4 protein-coding genes are annotated in these 5,394 nt (G+C 70.2%); 2 read left to right on the top strand and 2 right to left on the bottom strand.

The window, feature by feature from the left end; all coding sequences use genetic code 11:
• Nucleotides 1-1,027 (bottom strand): HEAT repeat domain-containing protein (locus VF697_RS42060; RefSeq protein WP_331104210.1); only part of this gene is annotated, 1,027 nt, incomplete at its 3' end.
• A 203-nt stretch (nucleotides 1,028-1,230) separates the two neighbouring features.
• On the opposite strand from VF697_RS42060, the gene VF697_RS42055 reads away from it, so the two are divergent.
• Nucleotides 1,231-1,917 carry a LysM peptidoglycan-binding domain-containing protein gene (locus tag VF697_RS42055; RefSeq protein WP_331104208.1) on the top strand — a complete coding sequence of 229 codons (687 nt, stop codon included), beginning with the start codon at nucleotides 1,231-1,233 and terminating at the stop codon, nucleotides 1,915-1,917.
• A gap of 106 nt (nucleotides 1,918-2,023) precedes the next feature.
• Here the strand turns inward: VF697_RS42055 and VF697_RS42050 are convergent, their stop codons facing one another.
• Nucleotides 2,024-3,166, bottom strand: a complete 1,143-nt coding sequence (locus VF697_RS42050) for an AAA family ATPase (protein WP_331104206.1) — start codon at nucleotides 3,164-3,166, stop codon at nucleotides 2,024-2,026.
• Nucleotides 3,167-3,352: 186 nt separating this feature from the next.
• Between VF697_RS42050 and treZ the strand changes: the two genes are divergently transcribed.
• The gene (treZ, locus tag VF697_RS42045; RefSeq protein ID WP_331104204.1) at nucleotides 3,353-5,197 is read left to right on the top strand and encodes a malto-oligosyltrehalose trehalohydrolase; all 1,845 of its coding nucleotides are present in this window, start codon (nucleotides 3,353-3,355) and stop codon (nucleotides 5,195-5,197) included.
• Nucleotides 5,198-5,394 lie beyond the last annotated feature (197 nt).

Raw genomic sequence — 5,394 nt, 5'->3', positions numbered from 1 at the left:
GCAGCGGCAGGGCACCAGGGCCCGCGGCCCGGACGGCGAAGCGGAAGATGGCCCAGCGCACGCACTCGTCATGCTCCTGGGGGAAGGCGGTGCGGTAGTACTCCAGCGCCTTGTCCGGCTGCTCGGTGACGGCCAGCCGGTAGGCCGCCATCTCCCGCACGTCGCGCTCGCGGTCCGTGCGCATGAGCTTGTCCAGCCGCTCCATGGAGTCCTCGCCGATGATGGGGTTGGAGTAGGTGGGCATCTCCAGGGCGAGCATGCGCACGGCCATGTCGTCGGACTTCTCGCTGATGTCCATCAGCTCCTTCCAGTAGGGGGCGAAGGTGCCGGTGCGCTCGTAGTCCTCCTTCATGACGCGGCCGATGGTGCGCGTGGCCACCCAGGCGGTGGAGTCCAGTGACTCGTCCAGGGCGATGGCCTTGACCCGCGCCAGGGTAGACGAGGAGAAGCGCTTCTGCGTTTCCAGGGCATCCATGGCCGCGCCCCGGTGCAACAGGGTGGCGCCCTTGTCCTCGCCCAACTTCACCAGCCGGTCGACCACCTCGGGGCGCTGCACGGCGGCGGCGGCCTTCACCGCCTCGATGTAGACGACGAGCTCCTCCCGGTCGGACGCCTGCGCCCACTCGAGCACCTGGAGGGCCCGGCTGGGGTCATCACCCACCAGCTCGGTGAGCTTCTCCTGCAGGTAGGTGGCGAGCATCCGGTCCCGCCCGGCGATGGCGGCGGCCAGGGCCTGGCGGAAGTTGGCCATGGTGAGCGTCTTGTCCAGCTCCGCCACTCCCTGCCAGCAGCCCGGCATGGGCAGCATCTCCCGCGCGGGCTTGGGCGGCTGGGGCTGGGTGGAGCCGCCCGCGGCGCCGGAAGTGGTGGAGGCCTGGGCACCCGAGGCCTGGGGGGTCTCGGCGCTGGAGGACTCCGAGGAGCCCTCCGCACCCGAGCCGGGACGGCGCCAGATCAGCGCCGCGCCGAGGAGGATGAGCAGCAGGGCGCCCACTGCCGTGGCGACCTTGGTGGATTTGCGTTGCATGTCGGTAACCTGTTTTACGGGTTATCACGGCTAACGCACGAAGTTCAAGGTTTTCTTGGAATTTGGGGGGCGCTCGAAGCCCTCTCCCCCCCTGTGAGAGACTGCGGGCGAGAATTTCGAACCGGTGGACGCAACTTTCCCACACCGGCTCCCGAGAATTTCTCTGAGTTTCAAACTTCGAATTTCTCGAGCAGGGGTCGGCCATGAGCAGCTACCGCATCAAGTCCGGAGACACGCTGTCCGCCATCGCCAAGCGCAACCAGACGACGGTGAGCGCGCTGATGAAGGCCAATCCGCAGATCAAGAACGCCAACCTGATCATCGCGGGCAAGTCGCTGAACATCCCGGGCTCGCGCGACAGCTTCGACCCTGGCACCAGCCGTCCGGGCAGCGGCAGCCGTCCGGCCCCCAGCACCCAGGGTCCGAGCGCCCCGGGGCCGGCGTCGCAGGGTCCGAAGGGCAGCCCCTTCGACATCGCCAAGAGCCACCTGGGCAAGAACGCCGGCAGCCTGAAGCTGGAGAAGGGCGGCGTGGGCTCGGACATGGAGGACTGGGTCCCCAACAACGTCAACTGCGCCAACTTCGTCTCCGCGTGCCTGGAGCAGGCGGGGCAGATCAAGAACGGCCAGCACCACAACGCGGTGGTGGGCCTGCAGGCCAACCTGGACAAGGACCCGAACTTCAAGCGCGTGCCGCTGTCCCAGGCCAAGCCGGGTGACGTGGTGTGCCTCAAGACGCCGGGCGGTCACCACGTGGTGATGTTCGCGGGCATGAAGAACGGCAAGCCGGAGTACATCGGCTCCAACAACGTCAACAGGGATGGCTCGCAGCGCATCAGCTACTCGCAGATGAACTACCCCATCATGTCCATCCACCAGTACCGCGGCTGAGCGGAGCCGCGCGAGGCAGGGGGGACGCTCGAGGGCGGCTTTCCGGGACCTGGATGGACACGCGGTGCCGGAACCCGTCCCGGCACCGCGTTTTTCTTTGCGGGGCTCAGCCCGGGACGGCGCGCACCTGGTCTCCGTCGAGCACCAGGCGCACCGTGGACACCTGGGGCTCGCCGAAGTGGTCGTAGGCGGCGCGCTCCAGCTGGGGCACCAGCGCGGCGCGCAGGCCGCGGGCTCCCGTCTCGCGCTTGAGGGCGCGTGTCACCACCCACTCGCGCACGGCGGGCTCCACCACCAGGTTGAGTCCCTCGTGGGCGAACTCGCGCTCGTAGCCGCGCAGCACGTTGTCCTCGAGGATGCTGCCCAGCGTCGTCTTGTCCAGCGGCGAGAACGACACGATGCGGCTGAAGCGGCCGATGAGCTCCGGGATGAAGCCGTAGCGCGCGAAGGCCGTCGTCTGCTCGAGCTGGTCGTCCGTCACCCGCTCGGCGATGGCCGCCTCGCGCTTGCTCGTCTCGCGGCCGAAGCCCATCCGCTCCTTGGGGCCCCCCAGCTCCTCCGCCGTGCCCTTCAGCCCGCTGAAGGCCCCGCAGGCGATGAAGGTGAGGGCCGACAGCTCCAGGGGCATGGGCGGCGTGCGGCTGGTGAAGCCGAAGTCCGGCGGGAAGTCCGCCCGCGGCGCGCTCAACAGGTTGAGCAGGCTGCGCTGCACGCCAAAGCCGCTCACGTCCTTGGTGGTCTGCTGCCCGGCGAAGCGCGCATCGGAGCGGCTGGTGGCGAGCTTGTCGAACTCGTCCATGCAGATGGCGCCACAGGCCGCCCAGCCCACGTCCCCTCCCGCCGCCTCGTAGAGGCGCGAGAGCATCGTGGTCACGTCATCTCCCACGTAGCCCGTCTCGGAGAACTGGGTGGCGTCCACGATGAGCGTGGGCACGCCGAGAATCTCCCGGAACAGCAGCTCCACGAGGAACGTCTTCCCGCTGCCGGTGGGGCCCAGGAAGAGACAGTTCTCGCGCGTGCCGGGCTCGGGGGCGATGCCCTCCAGGTGGATGCGCCGCAGCCGCCGCACGTGCCGGTAGGCCAGCACCGCCGCGGCGCGCCGGGCCTCCGTCTGGCCTCGATAGCCGAGCTCGGTCAGGCGGGTGTCGATCTCCCGGGGGGAGAGCACCTCCAGGGCGGCGACGCGCTCGCGGATGGAGTCACCGTGCGCGGCGGGGAGGGCGTGCAGATGGTCGGGGCGTGGGCTCATGCGGTGGGAAGCATCTTTCCGGCAGCGACGGCACGGGGACAAGGGTTGGTTGGAGACACTCCCGTTGCCCGGTCGCTCTCGGAGGGGGCGTACACCCTCGAGGCCGGGCCACCAGTGAACATCTTCGCGCCCCCTTGACTCGGAGGACACGTCACGCGCGGCGTGTGGGTGGATAAGTAGGTGCCCATGGAACGAGCAGAAGAGACGCGGCGGCAGGTGCCTCGCCTGGGTGCATGGGTGGAGCCGGGACAGGGAGTGCGCTGGCGAGTGTGGGCTCCCGGGCATCACAAGGTGGAGGTGGTGCTTCACGAGAGGGACGGGCGACCAGGCGTCACCCTGCCCCTGGCCGAGGAGGGTGGGGGGTTCTTCTCCACGACCCTCGCCGACGAGGGCGCGGGCGTGCGCTACAAGCTGCGGGTGGATGGCGAGGGCCCCTTTCCGGACCCCTGGAGCCGCTCCCAGCCGGATGGCGTCCACGGCCCCTCCGAGGTGGTGGTGGCGGACTTCGCCTGGACGGACGCGGGCTGGAAGGGACCGGACCCCGAGGCCCAGGTCATTTATGAAGTCCACGTGGGCACCGCCACGCCCGAGGGCACCTTCGAGGCGCTCATCCCCCGCCTGCGCTCGCTCAAGGAACTGGGCATCACCACGCTGGAGCTGCTGCCGCTGGCCAGCTTTCCGGGCACTCGCAACTGGGGCTACGACGGGGTGGACCTCTTCGCCCCCCAGGCGGAGTACGGCGGCCCCCAGGGCCTGCGGCGCCTCATCAACGCGGCCCACGCCGAGGGGCTCGCGGTGCTCATCGACGCCGTCTACAACCACTTCGGTCCGGACGGGAACTACCTGCGCTGCTACTCGCCGCACTACTTCACCGGCCGCCACAACACTCCCTGGGGCGAGGCCGTCAACTACGACGGCGAGGGCTCCGCGGTGGTGCGCGAGCTGGTGCTCTCCAACGTGGAGATGTGGATCCGCGACTACCACGCGGATGGGCTGCGCCTGGACGCGGCGCACGCCATCGTGGACGACGGCACGCCGCACCTGCTGGCGGCCATCTCGGAGCGGGCCCGTGCCTCGGCTCCCGGCCGGCGGGTGGTGGTCATCGCCGAGGACGAGCGCAATGACACGCGCCTGGTGCGCCCGCCCACCCAGGGGGGCTATGGGCTGGACGGCGTCTGGGCGGACGACTTCCACCACCAGCTGCGCCGCGCCTTCGCCGGGGACAGCGAGGGCTACTACGCCGACTACACCGGCACCGCGCAGGACATCGTCCGCACGCTGCGCCAGGGCTGGTTCTACGAGGGGCAGGTGTCGCAGGTGCACGGCCACGCCCGGGGCACGCCCGCCAAGGACGCGCAGCCGTGGAACCTCGTGCTCTGCATCCAGAACCATGACCAGGTGGGCAACCGGGCTCTCGGCGAGCGGTTGGGGGCGGACGTGTCCCCGGCGGCCTTTCGCGCCATGAGCACGCTGTTGCTGCTCTCGCCCTACACGCCGCTCCTCTTCATGGGGCAGGAGTGGAACGCGAGCACGCCCTTCCTCTACTTCACGGACCACAACGCCGAGTTGGGCAAGCTGGTGACGGAGGGACGGCGCAAGGAGTTCGCCGGCTTCACGCGCTTCGCCGGCAGCGAGGTGCCGGATCCGCAGGCGCTGGAGACCTTCACGCGCTCCAAGCTCGACTGGAGCGAGGCCGAGCGGCCCGAACACGCCGGCGTGCTCGCCCTCTACCGCGAGCTGCTGCACCTGCGTGCCACCGACCCCGCGCTCAAGGAGAACCGCCGGGACGCCTTCGACGCGCGGCCCACGGGCGAGCACGGGCTGGTGCTCGAGCGCCGGGGCCCCGGCGGCGCGCTCCACCTCATCGTCAACGTGAAGGGCACGCTGGAGCACCGCCTGCCCGCGGGCGCCACCCTGGTGCTGTGGAGCGAATCGCCCCGCTTCGGCGGCGCCTCGAAGGAGGAGCCGCTGCGAAGCGGGGTGTTGCGGCTCGAGGGGCCCGCCGCCGCGGTGGTTCGCACCACGGGCTGAGCCTCTCCCGGGCCCGGGCGGTCGTCAGAAGGCGCCGCCCACCTGGAGACCGAGGTTCACGGCGTTGCCGTCCTGCGCCAGGCCCAGGTTCTCCCCGCCGAGGAAGCGGTAGGTGGCACGCGCGCCAGCCGTGATGCCACCCAGCTTGTAGTCGATGCCCGCGGCCACCGGCACCTCGGTGACGAGGTCGTTGTCGA

Origin of the sequence: Archangium sp. (assembly GCF_036388035.1) — a bacterium.
In the GTDB taxonomy this organism is placed as follows: domain Bacteria; phylum Myxococcota; class Myxococcia; order Myxococcales; family Myxococcaceae; genus Archangium.
The sequence above is the reverse complement of the archived record's forward strand: the minus strand, read 5'-3'. Positions and strand labels throughout refer to the sequence as shown.

Coding starts and splice junctions, on each gene's coding strand:
- VF697_RS42055 (WP_331104208.1), top strand. CDS start 1,231: ATGAGCAGCTACCGCATCAAGTCCGGAGACACGCTGTCCGCCATCGCC.
- treZ (WP_331104204.1), top strand. CDS start 3,353: ATGGAACGAGCAGAAGAGACGCGGCGGCAGGTGCCTCGCCTGGGTGCA.
- VF697_RS42050 (WP_331104206.1), bottom strand. CDS start 3,166: ATGAGCCCACGCCCCGACCATCTGCACGCCCTCCCCGCCGCGCACGGT.